The sequence below is a fragment of the Luteimonas sp. A482 genome, assembly GCF_054072655.1.
Genome location: NZ_JBSVRO010000001.1, coordinates 770,701 through 791,580 on the forward strand (window position 1 = coordinate 770,701; position 20,880 = coordinate 791,580).

The following is a 20,880-nucleotide window of genomic DNA, read 5'->3' on the forward strand; positions in this document are numbered from 1 at the left end:
GCAACCGGGCACGTCGCGGCTCCGCTGTCGGCGCGCCAGCGCGACAGTGGCCCGCGAGGGTCAGGCGCGGTTGCGGATCAACGCGGCAGCGCGTTCGGCGATCATGATCGTGGGAGCGTTGGTGTTGCCGCCCGGCAATGTCGGCATCACCGAGGCATCGACCACGCGCAGGCCGTCGACACCGCGCACGCGCAGTTGCTGATCCACCACCGCGGCATCGTCGCTGCCCATCCGGCAGCTGCCGACCGGGTGGTAGACGCTTTCGGCACGGGCGCGGATGAAGGCGGCAAGCTGCGCGTCATCCAGCCCGTCGCGCGCCGGGAAGATCGGTGCGCCGCGGTATGGATCGAACGCAGGCCGGGCCAGGATCTCGCGAGAGACCTTCGCACACTCGACCATCATCTCCAGGTCGAAGCCTTCCGCATCGGAGAGGTAGTTCGGCTCGATCATCGGTGCGTCGCCGCCACGGTTGCTGGCCAGCGCGATCCGGCCGCGGCTGCGCGGCCGCAGGAAGCAGGCGTGCAGGGTGTAGCCGTCTCCGGGCAGGCGGCGCCGGCCGTGGTCGTCGAGCATCGCCGGCACGAAATGCAGCTGGATGTCGGCGCGCTCGTCGGTCGCCAGCGCGGAACGCACGAAGCCCCCGGCCTCGGCGAGGTTGCTGCTGCCGGCGCCGCGACGGCCGCGCAGGTAGTAGTCGAAGGCCAGGCGCAGCTCGCTGGCGCGGTCGTATGACACCCGCTGCGTGGAATGCCACAGCGTGCAGATGTCGAGGTGGTCCTGCAGGTTGGCGCCCACGCCCGGCGCGTCATGCTGCACGCGGATGCCGTGGCGTCGCAGCTCCGCCGCCGGGCCGATCCCCGACAGCATCAGCAGCTGCGGTGAATTGATCGCGCCACCGGACAGGAGCACCTCGCCTGTCGCCGGCTGGTGGAAGGCGCGGCCGCGCGCGGTGTAGACCACGCCGGTCGCGCGGCCATGTTCGAAGGTGATGCGCTGGGCCTGCGCGCCGGTGACGACCGACAGGTTCGGGCGCGGCCTGGCCGGTGCCAGGTAGGCGGCCGCCGCCGAGCAGCGCGCACCCTTGCGCTGGCTGACCTGGTACAGCCCGACGCCGTCCTGCACCGGGCCGTTGAAATCCGGGTTGCGCGGATGGCCTGCCTGTTGCGCGGCTTCGACGAACGCGTGCGAGAGCGGATTGACGTGGCCCAGGTCGCACACCGACAGCGGGCCGTCGCCGCCGTGCAGCGCATCGCCGCCGCGGGCGTTGGCTTCGCTGCGGCGGAAGTACGGCAGCACGTCGTCCCAGCCCCAGCCGCTTGCGCCCATCGCTGCCCAGTCGTCGTAGTCGCGCCGATGGCCGCGGGTGTAGCACATCGCGTTGATCGAACTCGATCCGCCCAGCACCTTGCCACGCGGCCACCACAGGCGCCGGCCTTCGAGCTGCGGCTCCGGTGCGGTGTGGTAATTCCAGTTGATGTCGGTGCGGTGGACCAGCCGGGCCAGGCCGGCGGGCATGTGGATGAACGGGTGCCAGCCGCGGCCACCGGCCTCCAGCAGCAGCACGCGCACGTCCGGATCCTCCGACAGCCGATTGGCCAGCACGCAGCCGGCCGAGCCGGCGCCGACCACGATGTAGTCGAAGCCTGCGTTGGGGTTGGCGGGTCTGGCGCGCATCGGCGCACTGTAGGTGCGGGGCCTGGAGCATATGCTCGGCGCGCTGGAACGCGCAGGCGCATTCGGCTACCGTTTGCGCGCCCCACGCGTGGAATCCAGATGAGCAGCGCACCCGAACACCAGGTTCCCGCGGGTCGGGCCGCGCGCTTTCGTGCCGTGTTCTCCGAATCGCCACCGCTGCTGTGGTCGTTCCTGTACTTCTTCTGCCTGCTCAGCGGCTACTACGTGCTGCGGCCGGTGCGCGAGGCGATGGCGGCCTCCAGCGATATCGAGGCGGTGTTCCCACCGGCGCTGATCGGCTTCTTCGCCGATCGCGGGGTGGCACTGGGCGAGTTCACGCTGCAGTTCATCTTCACCGCGGTGTTCCTGATCATGCTGCTGCTGCAGCCGGTCTATGGCTGGCTGGTCAGCCGCTTCGCCAGGCGCGTGTTCCTGCCGGTGATCTACGGATTCTTCATCGCCACGCTTCTGCTGTTCTACGCGATGTTCGACAGCGGCATGGCCGGGCGCGGGCTAGCCTTCATCCTCTGGATCACGGTGTTCAACCTGTTCGCGGTCGCGGTGTTCTGGAGCTTCATGGCCGATGTCTACAGCAACGTCGAGGCGAAGAAGTACTACGGCTACATCGGTGCGGCCGGCACGGTCGGCGCCTTCGTCGGCCCGGTGCTGACACGCAGCCTGGTGGAGCGGGTCGGGATCCCGAACATGATGCTGGTCTCGGCGGTACTGCTGACCCTCTGCGTGGCTTGCATCCTGCGCCTGCGCCGCTATGCGGTGGCGCGCGAGGTGGAACGCGGGCAGGTGAGCGGCGAAAAGCCGATGGGTGGCGAGGTGCTGGCCGGCCTCAAGCTGGTCGCGAAGGAGCCGCTGCTGCGCTGGCTGGCGCTGATGGTGGTGCTGGGGGTGGGCATCGGCACCCTGCTGTACAACGAGCAGAACCGGATCGCGCGCACCGCTTTCGCCACCGCGGAGGAGCGCGCGGCGTTCTTCTCAACGCTCGACCTTGCGGTCAATTCGCTGACCCTGGTCGTGCAGCTGCTGGTCACCCGCGCGCTGATGTCGCGCTTCGGCATCGCGCCGGCACTGCTGGTCCCGGGCGCGGCGATCATCCTGGGCTTCTCGATCCTGTCCGCCTCGCCGCTGCCGGTGATGGTGGCGATCGTGCAGGTGGTCACCCGCGCCAGCGAATTCTCGCTGGCCAAGCCCGCACGCGAAACCATCTACACGCGCGTGGGCCGTGAGTGGCGCTACAAGGCCGGCGCGGCCATCGATACGGTGATCTACCGCGGCGGCGACCTCACCTTCGTCTGGTTGCACAAGTTCCTGGCCGCATTCGGCTCGAACGTGGTGTTCGGTGCCGGCTTGCTGATCGCATCGGCGATGACCTTCAGCGCCTGGCGGCTGCTGCGCGAGGAGGCGAAGCTGCCACCCGAACGCGAGCCGCGACCTGCAGACGGTCGAACGCAAGGCACCGAGCGGATCTGAGCCGACGCGCGCGCGCAACCGCGTCAGCCGGCCAGCAGCGGCCAGGCGAACAGCAGGGCGCCGCAGGCGAACAGCACCGTCAGTGCGTGCACCAGCGGATGGTTGACCCGCAGCCAGAGCAGTTGCGCGACGATGCGGATGATCCAGAACGCGGACATGCCCGCCAGCACGGCGCGGCCCAATGGTGTGTCGGCCAGCGCGGCCGGATGCAGCAGGCACAGCAGGCCCACGCCGGTGAACACCCATACCAGCTGCAGGTTGGCGATCTGCACGATCGCGCGGTTGGGCAGGGTCGTGCGTTCGAGCGTGCGTGGCCAGCCGAACAGGCGCCAGAACCCGAGATGGAACAGCGCGAAGCCGAAGCTGTGCGTGGCGCAGAGCAGCAGGATGGTGTGGGTGTCCATGAGGCGATCCTCGCAGTACGAAAAGAGCCGGCGGCTGCATTGCGCCAGGCATGGACCAGACGTTGCAGGAGCGGGCTGTCAGGTTCGGCGCGCCGACACCCACATGCGGATGGTGGCGCGGAACACCGTTTCGCCAGCCGCGTCGAGGACCTCGACGCGCACGGGCAGTTCATAGCCTTCGGCAGATTCGCGAGCCGGCTCGTGCAGGGTGGCGACCGCTCGCATGCGGCCCTTGGCCTTCTTCAGGTACTCCACGTCCATGCCGCGCGGGATCCAGCGCATCGACGAGGGGATGCTCACGTCGGTGGTGAGGCCGCCGATGAACTCCGCCAGGTTGCACAGCGCGATCGCATGCACGGTACCGAGATGGTTGCTGACGCGCCGGCGGTGGCGCAGCGTCGCCTCGCCGCGCCCGGGCTCCAGCGACACGATCCGTGGCGCGATGCTGGCGAAGTAGGGCGCCTTGAAGCACACGAGGCGCGAGAACAGCCACTTGCCCAGGGGCTTGCGTTCGAAAGCGCGGTAGAGGTGGAGGACTCGTGAGGTCATGCGATCGGGCGGATTGTGCTCCCTCCCCCGCAGGCGGGGGAGGGAGCAAGAAGGCAGCTTGGCCGTCAGGCGGCTTCGCGCGGCAGCCGTGCGTGCTGCGGCAGGTCGTAATAGCTTGCCGCACGCAGCTCATGCGTATCGAAGTCGTCGACGGTGATCGTGTCGAGGGTCAGCTCGCGCAGTTCCTCGAGCTGCTGGCGCTCGTCGGCCGTGATCCAGCCCTCGCGCACGCCCTCGTCCAGCTGCGAGCTGAAATCCAGCGCTTCGATGTTGCTGGTCTTGAGCGCCTTGAGGAACTTGCGCTCCACCGGCTCGGCCGCGATCGCCTTGGCCAGGTAGCTGTCGATGCGGCCACCCATGTTGTTCGCGCAGGGCGTCAGGAACACGCCGTCGCCGAGGCGGTCGCGCGCCTCGTTGGGCGCCATCAGCGAAAGCGCCACGCGATGGACCAGGCGGTCGCCCGGCGGCACGGCGCGACGGCCGAGCGGGAACACCACCGGCCACAGCAGCCAGCCCAGCGGCTTGATCGGGAAGTTGCGCAGCGCCTGCGACAGCGCCAGTTCGATCTGGTGGGCGCTGTTGTGGAAGGCCCAGGCCAGCAGCTGGTTGTCCGATTCGGGCGCACCGTTGTCGTGGTGGCGCTTGAGCACCGCGCTCATCATGTACAGGTGGCTGAGCACGTCGCCCAGGCGGCCCGACAGCGACTCCTTGAACTTCAGCTTGCCGCCCAGCGCGCCCAGCGACACGTCGGTGAGCAGGGCCAGGTTGGCGGCGTAGCGGTCCAGCCTGCGGAAGTAGCGGCGGGTGTTGTCGTCACCCGGCGCCGCGCCGATCCTGGAGCCGGTCAGGCCGAACCAGAACGAGCGCACCGCGTTGGAAACCGCGCCGCCGATGTGGCTGTACAGCGCATCGTCGAGCGCATCCAGGCCGACCTTCTCGTCCGGATTCTGCGCCGCCTTCATCTCCTTCATGATCCAGGGATGGCAGAGGATCGAACCCTGCCCGAAGATCAGCAGGCTGCGGGTCATGATGTTGGCGCCTTCCACCGTGATCGCGATCGGCGAGGCCTGCCAGGCGCGGCCGCCGAGGTTGCGCGGCCCCAGGATGATGCCCTTGCCGCCGATGATGTCCATGAAGTCGCTGGCGACTTCGCGGCCCATCGAGGTGCAGTGGTACTTCGCGATCGCCGAGGGCACCGACGGCACGTCGCCGCGGTCGACCGCAGCCGCCGTCGCCTGCGACAGCGCGCTGATCGCATAGGCCTTGCCACCGATGCGCGCGAGCGCCTCTTCCACGCCTTCGAAGCGGCCGATCGAGAGGCCGAACTGCTTGCGGATGCGCGCATAGGCGCCGCCCACCACGGCCGCGAACTTCGCGCCGCCGCTGGCGGTGGAGGGCAGGGTGATCGAGCGGCCCACCGCCAGGCACTCGTTGAGCATGTTCCAGCCCAGGCCGGCCTTCTCGACGCCGCCCACCAGGTGGTTGAGCGGCAGGAATACTTCCTTGCCGCGCACCGGGCCGTTCTGGAACGGCGAGTTGAGCGGGAAGTGGCGGCGGCCGACCTCCACGCCGTCGGTATCGCGCGGCAGCAGCGCCAGGGTGATGCCGATGTCGCGCGTGTCGCCGATCAGCCCGTCCGGGTCGTACATGCGGAAGGCCAAACCAATGATCGTCGCCACCGGCGCCAGCGTGATGTAGCGCTTGTCGAAGGTGAGCTTCACGCCCAGCACCTGCGCGCCATTCCACTCGCCCTTGCAGACGATGCCGAAGTCGGGGATCGAGGTCGCATCCGAGCCGGCGAACGGACCGGTCAGGCCAAAGCAGGGCACTTCCTGTCCAACCGCCAGGCGCGGCAGGTAGTAGTCCTTCTGCTCGGGCGTGCCGTAGTGCATCAACAGCTCACCCGGGCCCAGCGAGTTGGGCACGCCGACGGTCGAGCTGACCACGCTGCTGGCCGAGGCCAGCTTCTGGATCACCTTGTGGTGCGCCAGCGCGCTGAAACCCAGGCCGCCGTATTCCTTCGGGATGATCATGCCGAAGAAGCGGTTGCTCTTGATGAAGTCCCATAGCGCCGGTGGCAGGTCGGCGTGGACGTGGTTGATCTCCCACTCGTTGGTCATCCGGCACAGTTCTTCGACCGGGCCGTCGAGGAAGGCCTGCTCCTCGTCGGTGAGCTGCGGCTTGGGATAGGCGAGCAGCGTGTTCCAGTCGGGGTCGCCGGAGAACAGTTCACCCTCGAAGCCGACCGACCCGGTTTCCAGCGCGATGCGCTCGGTCTGCGAGAGCGGCGGCAGCGCCTTGCGCAGGAAGCCCAGCGCCGGCGCGGTGATCAGCGGCTTGCGCACGAAGGGGAGCAGCAGCGGCACCGCGACCAGCGCGAGGATGGCGCCGGCGACGACCGTCGCGATGCGGTCCGCGCCAAGGAACCAGCAGGCGACCAGCAGGGTGGCGCTGATCGCGACCCAGGTCGCGAGGCGGAAGCGGTGGTAGGCCGCGAACGCGCTGGCAAGCAGCAATGCGATGAAGGGAATGGCGACGCTCATCCGATGGTCTCCAGATAGGGGGTGGTGGTCCGCGCACGGGCAACCAGCCGTGATGCAATACCGTACGGTCGAGTATGGTGAGGCCGTCCAGACTTGTCAACGCACCGCGTCATCGGCGACGATACGCTTCCCGACGGCAGCGTATGGACAACGATCGACATGGCCAGACCCGCCAGCAAGGCCGCCGTGAACGCGTCCGCGGCCGCAACCAACGAGGCGAAGCCGGAGCGGACCGGACGCCTGAGCGCCGACGACTGGGCGCAGGCAGCGCTCGAACTGATCGCCGAGCAGGGCGTGGCCGCCGTCGCGGTCGAGCCGCTGGCGCGCCGGCTGGGCGTGACCAAGGGCAGCTTCTACTGGCACTTCCCCTCGCGTGAGGCGCTGCTGCAGGCGGCGCTGGAGCGCTGGGAAACGGTCGAACAGCAAGCCGTGTTCGGCACGCTCGAGCGCGTGCCCGACCCGCGCGAGCGCCTGCGCTCCCTGTTCCAGATGGTGGCGCACGAATACCAGTCGCACGTGATCTACAGCGCGCTGCTCAAGGCGCTCGACCACCCGGCCGTGCAGCCGGTGATCGATCGCGTCTCCAAGCGTCGCCTCGACTACCTGACCGCCTCGTTCCGCCAGACCGGCCTGGGCCGCGAGGATGCGCTGCACCGCGCGCGCCTGACCTACGCCGCCTACGTCGGCTTCCTCCAGCTCAACCTGCAGTTGCACCAGGCGCGGATGCCGCAGGAGGAGTTCGAGGCCTACGTCGAACACCTGACCGCCACGCTCGTGCCAGCCTGACGCAGGCGTGCCGAGCGCCGTCGCCAGTCCGCCCGTCTGGATCGCCGGAGATCTGGCGCGGTGAGCGTCTCGGTCGACCTGGTCAATGCACTCAAGCGCAGCCTGCGCGCGCAGGGGCTGACCTATCGCGAACTGGCCCAGCGGATCGGCCTGAGCGAGGCGGCGGTCAAGCGCATGTTCTCGCGTCGCGCGATGAGCCTGCTGCGGCTTGAGCAGATCTGCCAGGTACTGGGCATCGGCCTGGCCGAACTTGGCGCCGAGGCCGGGCGCGGTGCCGAACCGATGGCGCGGCTGAGCCAGGCGCAGGAGCAGGCGCTGGTCGACGATCCCGCGCTGATGCTGGCGATGTTCCTGAGCATCAACCGCTGGCGACAGGACGACGTGATGGCGCATTTCGCCTTTGGCCTGCCGCAGTGGACCGGGCTGCTGGCCAGGCTCGACCGCTTGGGCATCATCGAGCTGATGCCCGGCAACCGTGCCCGCGTGCTGACCGCGCGCAATTTCCGCTGGCTCACCGACGGCCCGATGGAGCGCCATTTCCGGACCACGCTGCTGGGCGACTATTTTGCCGATCCCTTCGACGGCGAGCAGGACCGGCTGCTGCTGCTCTCCGGCGCGCTCAGCCCGGACGGGGTGAAGCAGATCAAAGTGCGGCTGGAAGAAGTCGCGCGCGAGTTCGACGGCCTGCTCGCGCGCGATGCCGCACTGCCGGCAGAACAGCGCGTCGGCGTGAGCCTGGTGCTGGCGCAGAAGCCGTGGCTGCTGAAGCTGTTCGCGCCGTATCGCCGTGCGCGCGATTGAGTCGTCTCCAGTCGGCGACGAACGCAGCACGCGCTCCGTCCCATCGCCGTATGCGGTGGCGAACATGCGCCTGATCCTGTGGGCCGGGGTTCGGCGAGAACACGCGGGTGCTTGAGTGGGTCGTCGGGCGCGTGGACCTATCGCGGCCGGCTGTCGGCGCAGGTGGTTCTTGACGCCGGACGACGTCCGTGGCTACTGGCCGATAGAATGGGCCCACGCCGGTCCGGCCAAAACGGAACAGGTTCGTGAACACACAACTGTCGTCTTTGGTAAACGCCGCCGGGGCCGCTGCTGCCGGCGGACGCTGGCAGGAGGCCGAGCGCCTCTGGGGCCAGGTGCAGGCGCTGGACCCGGGTAACGTGCAGGCGCTCTACAGCTTGGGCGTCCACGCATTCCAGCGTGGCGACCCGCAGGCCGCGCTGCAGCTCCTGCAGCATGCGCAAGCCCGCGCGGCGCGTGACCCGATGATCCTGCTGACCATCGGTCGGGTCCATCGCGAGATCGGACGGCCGGAGCAGGAATGGGGCGCGATCATCGGCGCGCTCGAGATCGATCCCTATTTCCTGCCGGCGCTGCTGGGCAAGGGCGAATTCCTCGAGCAGCAGCGCAAACACCGCGCGGCGGCGGGCGCCTACCGCGATGTGCTCAAGGTCGCGTCGGGTGAGTCCGAGTGGCCGCCTGCGCTACGCCGGCGTCTCGCACATGCGCGCGAAGTGGTCGAGCGCGATACCGAGGAACTCGTCCACTACCTCGGCCACCGGGTGGCGGCGAAGCGCAGCTGCGTGGACCAGGCGTTGGCTGGACGCTGGGACGAAGCGGTATCGATCCTGGCGAGGCGCACCCAGCCCTACCATTCGCACTGCAACCAGCTGCAAGTGCCGCGGCTGCCGGCGATCACCTTCTACGACGACGCGCTGTTCCCGTGGATGCGCGAACTCGAATCGCGTACCGACCAGATCAAGGCCGAGCTGCAGGAGATGCTGGCCAGCCGTGGCGAGGAGTTCGTTCCCTACATCCAGTACAGGCCCGGGGATCCGGTCAACCAGTGGGACAAGCTCAACCACTCGCGCAACTGGAGCGGCTTCCATCTGTATGCGCATGGCGAACCGGTGCCGGAACACCTGGCACAGTGCCCGCGGACGGCGGAGGCGCTGGCGCTGGTGGATGCGGTGGAGATCGCGGGGCTGTGCCCGAATGCAATGTTCTCCGCGCTTGCCCCGGGCGCTCACATCCCGCCGCACACCGGCGAAACCAACGCGCGGCTGGTCGCGCACTTGCCGCTCGTCGTCCCGGAAGAATGCCATTTTCGAGTCGGTTTCGACTGGCGGCAGTGGCGTGAGGGCAAGTGCTGGGTGTTCGACGACACGCTGGAGCACGAGGCGCGCAACGACAGCGACCAGGTACGCGTCATCCTGATGTTCGACGTGTGGAACCCGCTGCTCAGCCTGGAGGAGCGGGACATGGCGACAGCGCTCGCAGGTGCGATGCGCGACTGGCACACCGAAAGCGAGTAGTTTGAACTTGCAGATTTCCCCGGGAGTCGACGATGCGGATGCGCTGTCTTTTGCTATCGCCTTTGTGGTTGCTCGCGCTGCCGCTGGCCGCGCAACAGCCTACCCATGCTTGCGCCAGCGTGGCCCAGGCCGAGGACAGACTGGCTTGCTACGACAAGGCGTTTCCGCTGTCGCCGGAAGTAAGCGAGGCAGCGACAGAAAAGGCACAGGCCGATTTCGGTTTGGACAGGCCGCGGGAGCCGTTGCGCAATCCGGGGCAGGCGGCCGAACCGGCCGACGCCGACCGAATCGAGAGCCAGGTAATCAAGGTTGATTACGAGCGCAACGGGCAACGCAGTTTCAGTCTTGATAACGGACAGGTCTGGACACAAGCCGAATCACGCAGTAGCGGCCATGTGGCAGCCGGCGATGTCGTGCAGGTCCGCAAGGGTTTATTGGGAAGCTATCAGCTTGTAACGCCGGCCGGGGTGCTCCTGCGCGTGCGCCGCGCGCGTTGAGCGGAAGGTGTCGGCCACCCGCAACCTGCCGTTGACTGCGGCGCAGGCGGAACGCTTCAGGCAGGCGCTCGGTCTGTTGCAATCCGGGCAGCGTGCGCAGGCCCTGCCCATTGCCGAAACCTTGGCAGAGCAAGCACCGCAGGCTGCGGATTCGTGGCAATTGCTGGGAATGTGCCTGGCGGACAATGGTCGTCAGGAGCAGGCCGATGCGGCATTTGAACGCGCATTGGTCTTGCTGCCGGGTAACGCCGCGGTGTCGCGCAATTATGGCGTGTGCCTTGCCCGGCACGGCAAGGCGTTGCGCGCGCAAGGCCAATTTCAGGCAGCCGAACCCGTTCTCCGCAAGGCGCTCGCGCTATCGCCTGGACAGGCGTCAGCCTGGGTCGACCTGGGCGTGGTGCTGCGTTTGCTGGGGCGCGTAGAGGAGGCGCTGGCCGCGCTCCGGCGGGCAGAGGGCATGCTGCATCAACGTGGCATCAGCCAGCCTGAAGTGCAGGACGCCATCAACGGCGTATTGGCCGATGCAGGCCGGCCGTTGGAAGCTCTGACGGGTGCGCGCAATCTCGTTGCCTTGTATCCGGCCCATGCGCCGGCTCATGAAACCCTGAGCAACCTCCTGTGGGAAAACGGTGCGGAAATTGCCCCGGGCGAAGACCCGCTGGGTGGCTTTCGTGCCGCGGCGCGGGCGCAGCCGGAAAATCGTGCACTGCAGCTGGCTTTCGCACGAATGTTGCTCGCGGCAAAGCGCGCCGACGAAGCCCTGGCGCTGCTGCACCCGCTGCGCCAGCGCGAACCTGGCAACGCAATGCTGGCTTGGTTTGCCGCCGATGCGTTGGACGCGCTGCAACAACACACAGAGGCCGCGCCGCTGTACGCGACGGCGGCGCGTGGTGAGTTGGGCCAGCTGCCGGAATTCCTCAATGCGCGTGCGCGGCATGCGTTTCGCACGCGGGACTTCGACCTGGCCGCAATTTGCGCAGAAAAGGCGGTTGGAATCGATCCAGACAATCAGGAAGGCTGGAGCCATCTGGGTACGTCGTGGCGCTTGGCTGGCGATGAGCGCGAGCACTGGCTGTGCGACTACGAACGGCTGGTGGGTTATGTCGAAGTAGCGCCGCCGACGGGCTTTGGAGACCTGTCCTCGTTCCTGCAAACACTGGCAGCCACCCTGGGAAGCATGCACAAAGCCAGGCAGGAGCCCTTGAATCAAAGCGTGCGTGGCGGAACGCAGACGGCCGGCCGGCTGTTCGGACGCGACGATGCGGTCATCCTGGCGGCGGAGGACGGCCTACGCGCAGCGGTCGAGAATTGGCTGCGCACGCTGCCCGATGACGTCGCCCACCCATTCCTGTCGCGCAAACAGCGCAGCGTTTGTTTTGTCGGTTCATGGTCGGTGAGGCTCAGCTCATCGGGCCGTCATTCCAACCACATCCATCCCAGGGGCTGGGCGAGTTCCGCTTTCTACGTCGCGTTGCCAGGCACGGTGCTTGATTCAGGGGACGGATCCCGCGCTGGATGGCTCCAGTTCGGACAGCCACTGGAAGAGCTGGGACTTGAGCTGCCACCGCGCCGGGTCATCCAGCCAAGGCCGGGTCACCTGGCGCTGTTTCCTTCCTATATGTGGCATGGCACCGTGCCGTTCGATGCGCGGGAGTCGCGACTGACTGTCGCCTTCGACATGCAGCCCGAATCATAGGGTGGCGTACGGCCCTTCGCGACCAAAATGAAAGCTGGGTTATGGGTATAAAGTGGTCGTGGATACACTGGATGCGACCATATCGTGGTCCCACGATGGCAGTAGTTCCACCCCACCGAGGAAACTTCCATGCGCACCTCTTGCCTGAGTTCCATCCGTCCGTATCCCGTCTTAGCGGTTGCGGAATGGCAGCGGCACACCCGTCACGCGCTGCTCGCGGTTGCAGCTGTGGGCTTGCTGTTCCTCGGGCAGGCAACGGCGCAGGAACCGGCGGCCGATTCTGCGCAGACTTCCGCGCCCGTAGGGCCGGGCAAGAATGGCAAGGTGTGCAAGCAGGAAGATGTCACCGGCAGCCGGATGAAGAAGAGGGTTTGCCACACGCCGGAACAATGGGAAGCACGCGAAAGAGCGTCGAGGGATCTGGTGCGGGAGCTCGATCGAAAGCCGGCAGGCGGCCACAGCGGCGACTGAAGGCAAGCAGATTGGAGCACCGATTCAGCGCCGCACCGAGCGCTGAATTGTTTTAGAACCTCTCCGCATTTGCAGGAGGATGCCTGCTGACATCTGGACCCGCGCCGCAGGGCTGTGGAAGTCCGGATGATTGTGCGGACCTCGGGTGCAGGTAGCAAAAAGGCGGCGGGCCTGAGCCCGCCGCCTTTCTTTTGCCTTGTAACGCTTTCTGCTTCGATCAGAACTTCAGGGAAATGCTGCCGAACACGTAACGGCCCACCTGGTCATAGCCGCCCAAGGCGTTGGCATTGGCCGCAAGGCCGCTGTCACCCACGAACGGCGGTTCCTTGTCGAGCACGTTGTTGACGCCCAGGGTCACGACGGCTTGGCCGAAGCTCAGGCTGCCGTTGAGGTCCAGGTAGCTGTAGGACGGGACGCCCCCCTCGATCCAGATGACGTCAGTCAGCGGGCTGCCGTCCACGTCGTTGTAGTCCATGCTGTTGATGAAGCGCCAACGCAGACCCAACGCGTACCGATCCCACGCATACCGCGCCGAGGCGACATGACGCCACTTCGGCGTCTGGCACAGGAAGGTGTCGTTGACCAGTCCCTTGCAGTCGAAGCCGGTGCTCGATTCGGCGGCCAGCGTCTGGGTGTAGTCATCCAGGACGTAGTTGCCCACCAGGCTGGTGCTGATACGGCCCGGCCCAACGGCGAAGGAATAGTCCGCGGCCAGGTCGAGACCCGAACGCTTGTAGATGCCGATGTTGTCGGGCAGGTTGTTGACGTGGCCAGTCGCGGGGTCAGACGCCAGACCAATCCAAAGATCATGGTCACCCGCGCGTGCGTCGCGGTTGATCCGGTTGCAGTACAGGCTCTGTTCCATGCAGAGGATCTGGATGGTGTTGTAGCCAATGCCGCCAATCGCGCCCTCGATCTCGATGTTGTACCAGTCCAGGGACAGGTTGAGGTCTTCGATAGGCTCGACCGCAAAGCCGACGGTGTAGGTATCAGCCACTTCCGGCGCGAGGCTGGGGTTGCCGCCCGTCATCATGTTGTACTGATTGGCCGGGTTGCTCGGCACGTTGCCATAGGCCGCAGTCGGGACACCCGTGAGTGCGCATTGTGCCGCCGTGTACGCAGGCGTCGGGCCGGCGCAAAGGTCGGTGCCGCCGGCGTTCAGGGCGATGCGCTGCGAGTAGTACAGGTCATTCAGACCAGGCGCACGCACGGCGCGGTTGTAACCGGCACGTACCAGCAGCTTGCTGTCCCAGAGCATGCTGCTCAGGCCCACCTTGTAGGTGTCGTAGTTGCCCGAGGTTTCGTCGTCCGAATAACGATAGCCCAGCGAAGCATCGAGGCGGTTGAACGCACCTTCACCCACGTAGATCGGCAAAGCGGCTTCGAAGAAGAAGTCGTTCACGGTGTTGGACGCATCCACCGGCAGGCTGGCGGCACCGGCACCGGCAAAGTTGCCAGCGGCGGAATCGCCGTCGTACTCGGTGGTATAGGAATAGTCGCGGCGCTCCATGCCCACCGCCAAACCGATTTCCTCGCCGTCCGCAGACGGGAAGCCCCAGCCAACGTAGCCGTTGGCTTCCGCAGCAAATGCGCGGTAGCTCGTCTTGTAGATGCCGAAGCTGGTGCCGGCCATCGCGTTGGCGGCTTCCGGGCTGATGTTGTCAGTCCAGATGTCGTACGGCGTACAGCCCGGGAAAGTGCCATAGACGGGGTCATTGCATCCCAGCGCAGCGGCGGAGATCCTGGTGATCAGGAAGTCGTTCTTGCCGATGTCGATGGTCTTGGTCTTGCCCGAAAGCAGCGACACATCGTAGGTCCAGGACGAGTCGAACAGGCTGCCGCGCACGCCCGCGGTGAGGCGGTGGGTGCTGTCATCGCTGGTGGCGATGCGGGGGCCGCCCTCCACGTTGCGCTTGTACATGGTGATGCGCGCGATATCGGTGGTGACGCCTGCATCGGCGCACAGGGTGCCAATCAGCGGGTTGCCGCAGTCCACGTTGATCGGCACGCCGAAGGCGCCGGATTCAGCGATCTGCATGTCGGAGCTGCGCTCAAGGAACATCGCCTCGATATACGGCTCGAAGTGCTCGTTGATCTCGTAGCTGCCCATGAAGCCGGCAGTGACGCGCTTGTCGGGGCGCTGGTAAAAGTTGATCGGCGCGTAGTTGTATACATACGAGCCGTTCTCGTAGCCAGTACCGTTATAGACGTAATTGGCGTCGGTGCCTGGCGGCCACGGAATCACTCCGATTCGGGGCTCACCGGTATCGGGATCGACAAACGGACCGTACTCATTGACCGCGAAGCGGGCCGGGTCGGCCGTGCCGGAACCACCACACTGTGCGAGGTCGAACCACACTGCGCAGGTGGAGTAGTCGCGCTGGCCGTGGTACAGGGCATCGTTCTCGCGCCAGGTCAACCAACCCACCGCGTGGCCCCTGTTTTCGGCGAAGCTGCCACCCACCACGAGGTCGGCACTGCGGCTGATGCCGTCAAAGCCGGAATTGCCCGTCGGGTAGGGGAAGCCTGCAGCCTCGTTGAGGCCCTGCATCTGCTCGTTGTCGTTGTCGTGCTGGTAGGCGGAATAGCCGAAATTGAGGCTGACGCCCTCGAACTTGTCGTCGAGCACGAAGTTGACCACGCCCGCCACGGCGTCGGCGCCGTAAACGGCCGAAGCGCCGCCGGAGAGGATGTCCACGCGCTTGATCATGGCAGCGGGGACGATCGAGGGGTCGGTGACCTCGTTGCGGCTGGCCGGCAGGCGACGGCCGTTGACCAGGGTCAGCGTGCGCTCGGGACCCAGGCCGCGCATGGAAATGGTCGCATGACCGTAGGAGCCGTTGTTCTCGAAGTTGTCGAAACTCAGGTCGATCTGGGGGTACTGGTTGACGAGATCCTCAACCGTAGTGGCGCCGAAGTGGGTGAATTCCTCCGCGCTGATTTCCGTGATCGGGCTGGAGGCGGTGAAAGTCTGACTCTGGATTCGCGTACCCGTGACGGTCACCGTGTCCAGGCTGGTGGCCGTGGGCTGGTCTTGCGTTGCTTCCTGGGCCAGCGCCGAGCCGGAGCCGGTAACGGCGACTGCACTAATGGCGAGCGACAGCGCGATCGCATCGCGCAGCTTGTTTCGCTTCAATCTCATCTCTCTCTCCAGTGAGCTTCTAGGGAAACCTCACCGGAGGAGTCAACTGAACTGCCAAAACCGGCAAAGTCAAGGCCGATACTACCCGCGGGCGGCGGACAATTAAAGCGCCGTTAAAGATATGTGCGTCAAGTGTTATTGGGCACCCGCGGGCAAGCGTCCCGCTCCTACGGCCCAAAAAAAACACGGCCCCTTGCGGGGCCGTGTTTCTGCGACCGATCAACCTAGATCAGAAGCGCTGCTGGTACTTCATGTACACCGTACGGCCGAAGTCGAAACCGCCGTAGTAAGCGAACTGGTTGTTCGGGGCCGTGAACATGAGCGGGCCCTTGTGGTCCGTCACGTTGTTCGCGCCGACCGACACCGTGCCGTTCCAGGGCGTGTTGTAGCGGACCTGCACGTCGTGGAACGTGTTGGAACCGACCTTGCGGAGCGGGTAACCGTCCGGCACGTCCGGAGCAGCGTAGTCCGGAATGTTGCAGTATTCGGCGTCGAAATCGTCCGTGACGACGCAGCCTTCCTTCATGGACGAGTAGTAGCGGGCCGTCCACGTGGCGCCGAGATCACCGTGCTGCCAGTTCACGCCCAAGTTCGAGCGCGTACGGAAGGTGCCGGCGAACGAGACCGACGGCTGGGCGACGGTTTCGGGGTTGTTGTTCGACCAGATGTTGTACTCGGAGATGTAGGACACCTGCCAGTCGAAGTCGAAGTTGCCGAATGAGGTCTCGGGCAACTTGTAACGGACACCCAGGTCATAGCCTTCCGTTTCCAGGCGACCCTTGTTCGTCAGCGCGAAGCTCAGCGAGTTGATGTGGAAGTCGCTGGCATCGCGGGTAAACAGGGTGCAACGCTCGGAGATCCCACGCAGATAGCAGTCCTGCAGGATATCCGTGACGCTGTCGGTGGCGATCAGGTTCTCGATCTCGACCCTGTACCAGTCCAGGCTGATGTCCAGCCCCGCGACCCACTGCGGGCTGTACACGATGCCAGCGGTCCTGGATTCCGCCGTTTCCGGCGTCAGGTTCGGGTTGGAACCGGACAGGAACTGGTCAGGAGTCTGGCACGGGAAGCTTGTGCACGGAATCAGGCCCTGGCCCAGCTGCACGTAGTCAGCCGGGACGCCCGACGCGGAGCACGTGGCGCCGCCGGCAACGTTGCCCGCACCCGTCGAGCCGCAGGGATCGATATAAGACTCGAAGCTGCCGCCAACGCCGCCGTAGAGGTTGTCGACGCTCGGAGCGCGGAAGCCTTCAGCGAAGGTCGCACGGACCAGCAGTTCCTCGATCGGACGCCACACCAGGCCGAACTTGTTGTTGATGGTGTCGCCGAAGGTGCTGTAGTCCGAATAGCGGCTGGCGAGGCTGAGCGACAGCTCATGTGCGAACGGGACTTCACGCAGCAGCGGCACAGCGAGTTCCACATAGACCTCGTCGAGCTTGTAGCCACCCGCCGTCGTGGTCGCCGGAAGACCGGTGCTCAGGCCCGCCTGGTTGAAAGCGTCCGGAACGAAGCGGCCCTGCTCGTTGCGGTGCTCGTAGCCGACTGCGACGCCCAGGTCGCCGGCGGGCAGTTCGACCACCGTGCCCGAGATGTTGGCGAAGTAGGTGGTCGACTCGGTCAGGCCGCGGTCATGGTAGAACGGGAACAGGAAGGCCTGGACGTCCGCATTGGACAGCGAGCCGCTACCGGCCACGCCGTACGGCAGCAGAGGGTTCACCGGCGTGCACTCGCCCGCACCGAGATTGGTGCCCAGCGCGATCGGGTCGGCAGCGGTGCCGCATTGCGCGACGCCAAGGCCATTGACGAAGGACGGGCCCATCGCGCCTTCCATTGCCACCAGGCTCGCGTCGCCGCGGCCGGTCTTCAGCATGTCATTGCGGTTCCACGTGCCACCCACGTCCCAGTCCCACGTGGTGCTGCCCAGTTCGAAGAAGCCCTCGAACGCCGCGGTCAGGCGGTACGTCGACAGTTCGCTTTCGGTGGTGCGCGGCACTTCCCACAGACGACGGCGGATGGTGAGGTCGGTGCCCGGGGTCGGGTTGAATGCACTGTCGCCCGACAGGGGGATTCCGAACGCAAGGCTCTGGAACGGATAACCCGCAACCGTCTGGGTGGTGGTGCGGTTGTTGTACAGGGCGTCGCTGACGAAGCGGACGTTGTCCGTGACGTCATAGTCGGCGGCCACGAACACCGAGCGGCGCTCGATGCCGGTGCGCGCCATCATCTGCTGGTTGCTGTTCGCGTTGAAATCCGCGGTGTGCAGCTCGTAGCTGGCACGGTCGGTCGGATCCTGACCCGGGGTCAGGGTCCACCAGCGGGCGGCAGCGGCAGGGCTGCACGGATCGCAGAACGAGCCGTTCTGGCTGACCGGGCTGAAGCCGGCGCCCGGGAAGTCCGGACCAAGGTTGCCGGAGGCGGAGTACCACAAATCGCGCGCCCAGATCGGGTCTTCCTTGCCGTACTCGACGCTCATCGTCACGCCACCGCGCTCGCCAGCAGTGCCGATCGTGAAATCGACGGTCTGGTTGGTGCCGTTGCCTTCGTTGAGCTGGCCGAAGTAGGCGTTGAGTTCAGCGCCCTCGAAGCGGCGACGGGTAATGACGTTCACCACGCCGGCGATCGCATCGGAACCATAGATGGACGAAGCGCCGTCCTTCAGCACCTCGACGCGCTCGATTGCCGAAGCCGGAATCTGGCCCAGATCCTGCAGGCCGGTGGTGTTGGCGCCCAGGCGCTTGCCGTTGACCAGGATCAGGGTGCGGGAAGCGCCAAGGTTACGGAGGTCGATGTAGTAGCCACCGACGTTCTCGCCCGAAGCCAGCACGTCGCCGCGGGAGATTGCAGGCGAACCGGCCGAAGTCAGGTTCTGGAGGATGTCCGCGACGCTGGTGACGCCCATGTGTTCGATGTTTTCGCGGCTCAGCACCACAACCGGCTGGGACGTTTCAACGGACGCCTGGCGGATGCGCGAACCCGTCACTTCGATTCGGTCCAGGGTGGTGGTGCTTTCGCTGGGGGCTTCTGCCTCTTGCGCGAACGCAACGCCGGTGCCGGTGATCGTGGCAGCGCCTGCGACTAGCGCGAGACCAATCGCGTCGCGGAGCTTGTTGGTTTTCAGGGTCATTTGATTCTCTCTCCAACTGTGTCTTCGTGTGTATCGCACGGGAACCTCCCCGCCGGAGCCAACATAGGCGCCAAAGCCAGCAAGGTTGCGGCCGATACTAGCCGGCCTTCGCCAAAAATTAAAGTGTCGTTAACAAATCAGTCGGACTTTGTGATGGCGGGCACCGCCATCCGGCCGGAACCAGAAGAGACAGGGTTCGGCGAGGAGCAAAAAAGCCCCTTCCGCAGGGTCAGAGATCCTGCTCGTACCGCACGTAGGGCACGGCGCCCTCGTCGTTCGTCTCACCGCTTGGTGAGAACGGGTTGCGGCCGCGGGTGACGACGTTTTCGGCGCCGACGGTGAGCTGGCCGCTCCATGGCGTGCGCCATGTCACGCCAAGGCCGAGGCCCTCGAACCGGGGCTGGCCGGGGGTTTCGATGACGCGACCGATGACGTTGGCGCTGAAGGCGCCATAGCCGCCGCCGACCGAGACACTCTTGCTGCTCCAGCGGTCGCTGATGTCGGCCGGGGCCTCGGAGAACGGAATCAGCGTGGCCTTGGCCACGGTGCCGGCGATGGTCACGTACGCGGCGTCGCCGATGTTCTTCTGGGCGAAGACGGTGAGGTCGTTGAGGTCGAGCTGCGGGTTGTCCTGCGCCGATCCGGCGCGGCTGAGCCAGGCCGGCAGGCGCTCGTTGCCTTGGCCGACGCTGACACCGAAACCGCCGCCGGGACGGTGGAAGGCGGCTGTGGCGCTGGCGTGCCGGTTGCCGTCGGCCTCGCCCAGCGACGCCAGCTGGCAGTTGTCGACCAGGCTGCCGACCGCGCTGAACACGCCGCTGCGCTGGTTGCACAGCAGTGCCAGCGAGTTGCCCGCTTCAAGTCCGAAGGTGGCGTCGAGCGAGCTGCCGCCAGCGCGCCAGCGCGCACCGGTGCGATTACCCTCGGTGGTCGGCTCGAGCAGCAGGTAGGCCTGCACCTTGCCGCTGCTGTGGTCGACGACCGGAAGCACCGTCTGGTCCCGCTTCACCTGCGCATGCGCGCCAGCCGCAAGGCCAAAGGCCAGCAGCAGGGCGGTCATTACTCGGGCGGGGTGGCGTGCCATGGAATTCAATCGACCTGCCGGAGTGGCGGGAGTTCCTTTCAGCGTGGAAACGATCGTAGCCGGTTTATGTTTATTTAACAATCCCGTGCCACGGGCTTGCTGCACCTCTACTGAATGCCCGGGGCCGGCGCCAATGGTTCAGGCGCAACCAGCAGGCCCTCGACCTCTTCGGCGGTGAACTCGTAGCGTTCGCCGCAGAATTCGCAGCGGACCCGCGCTGCTCCATCGATAACGGCAGCGCGGGCCTCCTCTGGACCCAGCGAGCCGAGCATCCCGGCCACGCGCTCGCGCGAACAGGAACAGCCGAAGGCCAGCGACCGGCCTCCGACCAATTCCACGCGCTCCTCGTGGAACAGGCGGGTGAGCAGGGTGGCTGTCCCGGTGTCGAGCAACTCGCCCGGCGCCAGGGTGTCGAACAGGGCGCCGGCGCGGGTCCAGCCGTCGGCGTCGCCCTCGTCGCCGGGGAGCTTCTGCAGCATCAGGCCGGCGGCGCGATCCGCGTCGGCGGACAGCAGCAGGCGCGTGGGCAACTGTTCGGACTGGCGGAAGTAGTCCTCGAAGGCCTCGCCCAGCGAGTCGGACTCCAGCGGCACCAGTCCCTGATAGCGGGCCGGGTCGCGCCCGCGGCTGCCGGGGTTTTCGATGGTGATGGCGAGGATGGCGCCCGAACCCAGTTCGCGCAGGTCGCGCGAAACCGGCGTCGGGTCGCCTTCGGCCAGCTGCACGATGCCGCGCAGGGTGCCGTTGGCGGAGCATTCGGCAAACAGCGTGCGCAGGCGATGCTGCCCGCGCAGTTGCACCGACAGCCGCCCCTCCACCTTGGTATGTCCGGTGAACAGGGCGGCGGCGGCGACCGCCTCGCCGAGCAGTTCGGCCGCGGCGGCAGGATAGTCGTCGCGGCTGCGGATTTGATGCCAGGCCTGGCGCAGCTGCACGTGCACGCCGCGTACGCCCGCGTCGGGGAGCAGGAAGCGGGTCAGCCGGTCGTTGTCGGCGGGAGGTGCGATATCGGTCATCGGGTTCGCTTTGCCGGGCTGGCGTGGTCGAATAAAGGAGGCGCAGACGTCGCGCCTTCATCGAGATAGGGACGAACAGATGGTGGCGCAAGCC

At 66.4% G+C, this 20,880-nt stretch carries 15 protein-coding genes; 7 read left to right on the forward strand and 8 right to left on the reverse strand.

Features of this window, described 5'->3' with window-relative positions; all coding sequences use genetic code 11:
• Positions 1-60 precede the first annotated feature (60 nt).
• The gene (locus ACW5DW_RS03395; RefSeq protein ID WP_457017366.1) at positions 61-1,674 is read right to left on the reverse strand and encodes a GMC family oxidoreductase; all 1,614 of its coding nucleotides are present in this window, start codon (positions 1,672-1,674) and stop codon (positions 61-63) included.
• A gap of 99 nt (positions 1,675-1,773) precedes the next feature.
• Between ACW5DW_RS03395 and ACW5DW_RS03400 the strand changes: the two genes are divergently transcribed.
• On the forward strand, positions 1,774-3,159 hold the full coding sequence (locus ACW5DW_RS03400; protein WP_457017367.1) for an NTP/NDP exchange transporter: 1,386 nt from the start codon (positions 1,774-1,776) through the stop codon (positions 3,157-3,159).
• Positions 3,160-3,182: 23 nt separating this feature from the next.
• Here the strand turns inward: ACW5DW_RS03400 and ACW5DW_RS03405 are convergent, their stop codons facing one another.
• The 3 genes from ACW5DW_RS03405 to ACW5DW_RS03415 form a co-directional block, all read right to left on the reverse strand.
• Positions 3,183-3,563, reverse strand: a complete 381-nt coding sequence (locus ACW5DW_RS03405) for a hypothetical protein (RefSeq protein WP_457017368.1) — start codon at positions 3,561-3,563, stop codon at positions 3,183-3,185.
• A gap of 78 nt (positions 3,564-3,641) precedes the next feature.
• A complete protein-coding gene (locus ACW5DW_RS03410; RefSeq protein ID WP_457017369.1) occupies positions 3,642-4,112 on the reverse strand; it encodes a hotdog fold domain-containing protein in 471 nt (156 codons plus the stop codon).
• Between the two features lie 65 nt (positions 4,113-4,177).
• Positions 4,178-6,655 (reverse strand): acyl-CoA dehydrogenase, encoded by a 2,478-nt coding sequence (locus tag ACW5DW_RS03415; RefSeq protein ID WP_457017370.1) that lies wholly within the window; start codon positions 6,653-6,655, stop codon positions 4,178-4,180.
• A 159-nt stretch (positions 6,656-6,814) separates the two neighbouring features.
• Here ACW5DW_RS03415 and ACW5DW_RS03420 point away from each other — a divergent pair, with 159 nt between their 5' ends.
• The 6 genes from ACW5DW_RS03420 (at position 6,815) to ACW5DW_RS03445 (ending at position 12,420) form a co-directional block, all read left to right on the forward strand.
• A complete protein-coding gene (locus tag ACW5DW_RS03420) occupies positions 6,815-7,441 on the forward strand; it encodes a TetR/AcrR family transcriptional regulator (RefSeq protein ID WP_457017371.1) in 627 nt (208 codons plus the stop codon).
• Positions 7,442-7,501: 60 nt separating this feature from the next.
• Positions 7,502-8,242, forward strand: coding sequence for a helix-turn-helix domain-containing protein (locus ACW5DW_RS03425; protein WP_457017372.1), 741 nt, complete (start codon positions 7,502-7,504; stop codon positions 8,240-8,242).
• A gap of 245 nt (positions 8,243-8,487) precedes the next feature.
• Positions 8,488-9,756, forward strand: a complete 1,269-nt coding sequence (locus ACW5DW_RS03430) for an aspartyl/asparaginyl beta-hydroxylase domain-containing protein (RefSeq protein WP_457017373.1) — start codon at positions 8,488-8,490, stop codon at positions 9,754-9,756.
• 32 nt (positions 9,757-9,788) lie between these two features.
• The gene (locus ACW5DW_RS03435; protein ID WP_457017374.1) at positions 9,789-10,253 is read left to right on the forward strand and encodes a hypothetical protein; all 465 of its coding nucleotides are present in this window, start codon (positions 9,789-9,791) and stop codon (positions 10,251-10,253) included.
• A 7-nt stretch (positions 10,254-10,260) separates the two neighbouring features.
• A complete protein-coding gene (locus tag ACW5DW_RS03440) occupies positions 10,261-11,949 on the forward strand; it encodes a tetratricopeptide repeat protein (protein ID WP_457017375.1) in 1,689 nt (562 codons plus the stop codon).
• 129 nt (positions 11,950-12,078) lie between these two features.
• Positions 12,079-12,420, forward strand: coding sequence for a hypothetical protein (locus ACW5DW_RS03445; RefSeq protein ID WP_457017376.1), 342 nt, complete (start codon positions 12,079-12,081; stop codon positions 12,418-12,420).
• Positions 12,421-12,637: 217 nt separating this feature from the next.
• Here the strand turns inward: ACW5DW_RS03445 and ACW5DW_RS03450 are convergent, their stop codons facing one another.
• The 4 genes from ACW5DW_RS03450 to hslO all read right to left on the reverse strand — a co-directional run bounded on the left by ACW5DW_RS03450 (position 12,638) and on the right by hslO (position 20,786).
• Positions 12,638-15,562 (reverse strand): TonB-dependent receptor domain-containing protein, encoded by a 2,925-nt coding sequence (locus tag ACW5DW_RS03450; protein ID WP_457017377.1) that lies wholly within the window; start codon positions 15,560-15,562, stop codon positions 12,638-12,640.
• 229 nt (positions 15,563-15,791) lie between these two features.
• Positions 15,792-18,686, reverse strand: a complete 2,895-nt coding sequence (locus ACW5DW_RS03455) for a TonB-dependent receptor plug domain-containing protein (RefSeq protein WP_457017378.1) — start codon at positions 18,684-18,686, stop codon at positions 15,792-15,794.
• A gap of 229 nt (positions 18,687-18,915) precedes the next feature.
• Positions 18,916-19,734, reverse strand: coding sequence for an XOO1806 family protein (locus ACW5DW_RS03460; protein WP_457018389.1), 819 nt, complete (start codon positions 19,732-19,734; stop codon positions 18,916-18,918).
• Between the two features lie 143 nt (positions 19,735-19,877).
• Positions 19,878-20,786 (reverse strand): Hsp33 family molecular chaperone HslO, encoded by a 909-nt coding sequence (hslO, locus tag ACW5DW_RS03465; protein ID WP_457017379.1) that lies wholly within the window; start codon positions 20,784-20,786, stop codon positions 19,878-19,880.
• Positions 20,787-20,880: the final 94 nt, after the last annotated feature.